This window comes from Rhodococcus sp. EPR-157 (genome assembly GCF_001647195.1).
In the GTDB taxonomy this organism is placed as follows: domain Bacteria; phylum Actinomycetota; class Actinomycetes; order Mycobacteriales; family Mycobacteriaceae; genus Rhodococcoides.
Window position 1 is genome coordinate 1 of the sequence record NZ_LVCV01000432.1, and the last position, 3,521, is coordinate 3,521.

General features: G+C 64.3%; 3 protein-coding genes. 2 read left to right on the top strand and 1 reads right to left on the bottom strand.

Annotated features, from left to right (window positions below):
- On the top strand, positions 1-1,836 hold a 1,836-nt coding region (locus A2J03_RS20125; RefSeq protein WP_068377562.1), incomplete at its 5' end, for an ABC transporter ATP-binding protein.
- Positions 1,833-2,564: an energy-coupling factor transporter transmembrane component T family protein gene (locus tag A2J03_RS20130; protein WP_068377563.1), complete on the top strand. Its 732-nt coding sequence runs from the start codon at positions 1,833-1,835 to the stop codon at positions 2,562-2,564. The genes A2J03_RS20125 and A2J03_RS20130, both read left to right, overlap by 4 nt.
- Positions 2,565-2,570: 6 nt before the next feature.
- Here A2J03_RS20130 and A2J03_RS20135 read toward each other — a convergent pair.
- Positions 2,571-3,521 (bottom strand): VWA domain-containing protein (locus tag A2J03_RS20135; RefSeq protein WP_156520480.1); only part of this gene is annotated, 951 nt, incomplete at its 5' end.

Consider the following 3,521-nt stretch of genomic DNA (forward strand, 5'->3'; position numbering starts at 1 on the left):
GTCGCAGCTGCTGTCGCCGGCATTCTGGTTGCCTTCGTCGTAGCGGGGACCACAACAGCGTTCACCGTCGGCATGTCGGCGCTGCTCGGCGGTCTGGTAGGCCGAAGCAAGCGCAAGAAGCAAGGCCTCCTTTCTGTGCTCGCTACGTCAGCGGTGGTGGGACCCGCCATCGGACTCGTCAGCGTCGGAATCCTCTTCCTTCTGACCCCGCTGCGCGAGCTGTTTCTCCTGACGATCGAGAACACCGTCGAGGGTGTGGCACGACTGATGTCACGGGCCGAACTGCTGGTGTCCCCCGCAGATGTGTTGCGTGGCAGTGTCGGCGCGATCCTCGACAACTGGTGGTGGATCCTCGGCACAACCAGTGTGTCGATCATCGTCGGGGCCCTGTTCACGTGGCTGATCCTCGGCGCGGTCCTCGACCGACTGGCCACGATTCCGGTCGTCGAACACCTCCCTACGTCAGGCGAAGGCACCGTAGCGCCATTGCCGCTACAGCTGACAGGCGTCGGATTTCGATACGGTGAATCCCGCACCGCCGCACTGACGGACATCGATCTCACGATCGACTTCGGTGAGTTCATCGCCGTCGTCGGACACAACGGTTCCGGGAAGTCGACACTCGCTCGGATTCTCGCCGGCCGCACTCCGACGTCGGGACATGTCGCTCGCCCCGGAGTGGCCGGACTCGGTTTGGTCGGCGGCACCGCAGTGGTGTCGCAGCGACCCGAGAGTCAGGTGCTCGGCAGCCGAGTGGCGGACGACGTGGTGTGGGGACTTCCGCCGGGCTACGACCTCGACGTCGACGCTGTGCTCGCCGAGGTCGGTCTGACCGGAATGGGCGATCGCGACACATCGTCGCTGTCCGGCGGCCAGCTGCAACGACTCGCGGTGGCTTCTGCCCTCGCCCGCCAGCCTGCGCTTCTGATCGCCGACGAGGCAACAGCGATGATCGACGCCGAAGGTCGGGCGACACTTGTTGCCCTGCTCGCCGCGCTGCCGAAGCGCCATCGAATGTCGGTCGTCCTCGTCACCCACCAGGAGCTCGAGACGACTGCCGCCGACCGCGTGATTCACCTGCACGGCGGATTCCAGGTCGACCATGTGCCCGAGTGGATGCGTGGCCCGCTCACCGGATCGGCAAGGCCCCTTCACACCGGATCGAAACAGCCGGCACTGATGCAGATGCGCGGCATCGCGCACACCTACAACCGCAGGACTCCGTGGTCGCAACGCGCCCTGGACGGACTGGATCTGACGATCGCCGCAGGAGACGGCATCCTGATCCTCGGCGGCAATGGGTCCGGAAAATCCACTCTGGCTTGGGTTCTCGCCGGACTGACGAAGCCCTCGGAGGGATCCGCTGAATTCAGCGGTAGCGACATCAGCCGCAACGTGGGAGCCGTCGGGCTCGCGTTTCAACATTCGAGGCTGCAGCTGCAGCGGAGAACGGTTGCCGAGGACATCGAGGCAGTCGGCGGCCCCGAAGTCGGCTCCGCAGCGGTGTCACGCGCCATGGACGCTGTCGGATTGGATCGACTTCTTGCCGGCCGCGAAATCGACTCGCTCAGCGGTGGCCAGATGCGACGCGTCGTCATCGCGGGACTCGTGGTGAACAAGCCGAGGATCCTCGTACTCGACGAACCCCTCGCCGGACTCGATCCACCGGGACGGACGGAGATCATCGAGGTTCTCGGGACATTGCGTCGGCAAGGGATTGCGGTCGTAGTGATCTCGCACGACGTCGACGGCATGGATCGAATCTGCGACCGGACCATCACCCTCGACAACGGGCGCATCGTGTCGGAACTGGCGACGCCGGGGGTCCCGTCGTGACCACAGTCGTCCTCCGGCAAGTTCCGCGCTCGTCACCGATCCATCGCCTGTGGGCCGGAACGAAGTTGATCGCGGTCCTGCTGATCAGCATCACCATCGTCGTGGCTCCGTCATGGATTTCGATCGGCATCATCGTCGGACTTCTCGTCGTGACCGCCGCGATCGGGCACATCCCTCCTACGGCGCTTCCCCGCCCGCCACTGTGGATCTGGGGCTTGTTCCTGGTCGGCGCCCTACTCAATCTTCCCCTCGGACTCGATGCCGTTCTCCTCTTCCTCCGCTCCACGACGTTCGCGTTCGTATTGCTCGGCGCATCGCTGATGATCGGGTGGACGACATCGATGAGCGATATCGCCCCGGCGATAACAGTGCTCGGAAAGCCGTTGACGAAACTGCGCCTGCCGGTCGGCGAATGGGCCGCAACCGTCGCGCTGTGCCTGCGATCCTTGCCGCTGCTGATCGAGGAGATGCGGACCATGATCGCCGCACGAAGACTGCGCCCGAAATCCGTACTGAACAGTGCCTCGGACAATTCCATCGTGGATCTCATCACCGCCACGATGTCGATCGCGATCCGACGAGCGACCGAGATGGGTGAGGCCATCACCGCCCGCGGAGGATCGGGTCAGATTTCTGCACACCCGAGCAGACCGCATCTGCCCGACGCTTTCGCCCTCATCGTCGTCGTGCTGTGTTGCGGCGCAGCTATGACCCTGACGTTCGTCTGATCCTCGTCATTCCCCGCCGATTCGCTGCGTTCTACTGTTCAGAGCCTGCACGAATACGTCGGGGATGTCTCGCGGATCCTCTGCCACATAGCTGGTTCCGCCGGTGGCGGCCGAAATACGCTGGAGAGCAACCGGATCCGCGTCGGTGGTGATGCCGACGGTCACGATCACGACCGGCCGGACCGGATCCTGCTCTCGCTGCAGGGTATCGAGGAGTTGATCGAGACTCGGACTGCCCTCGTCCTCGTTGGTGCCATCGGTCAGCAGAATGACACTGTTGACGAATTTCGGGTCGTACCCCTCCTTGACCCGGCGAAATGCCGCCAGCGTGGTGTCGTACAAACCAGTTCCGCCGCCGACCAGCGAGGGAAGCGTTCCAATGGCCGCAAGGATGGCCTCACGCTGCGGAAGACCGTTCACCACGTTCGTAACCGGGCCCAGCGGAACGAGCTCGCGGTAGTCCTGGCTGCCGCCGCCGAGACCGATCGAGAACGCCCACAGACCCATCTCCGTCTGATCACTGAACAGGGCATTCGCGCCGAGACTTGCCTCGACGGTCAGGGCCATCCGAGTCGAGTCGCCTGACTTGGCAGCCATCGAACCGGACACATCCTCGACAACAAGGGTGCGAAGAGGCAGCGCGAGAACGGACCAGTCGCGCAAGGTTGTTTCGATCGCCAGCGGATTCTTCAGCTCCAGTGCCGCGACCGAACCCACTCCTGCGTTGTCGGCCAACGGAATGCCACTCGACTGACGGAACCCCGCAGCGGCGAAAGCATCCGTGGCCGTCGTCGTCGCAAGCACCGAGGACAGTGCGGCACCGGCTTCCTTGACGCGGTCGTAGTCGGGCCCCGGGGCTGCGGTGATCGCAAGCGGGTAGTTCAAGAAGTAGCTGCCCGTCGGCGGAACCGTCGCTGCCACAGGAGCGTCCGGATGTGCTGCGTTGTAGGCGACGAC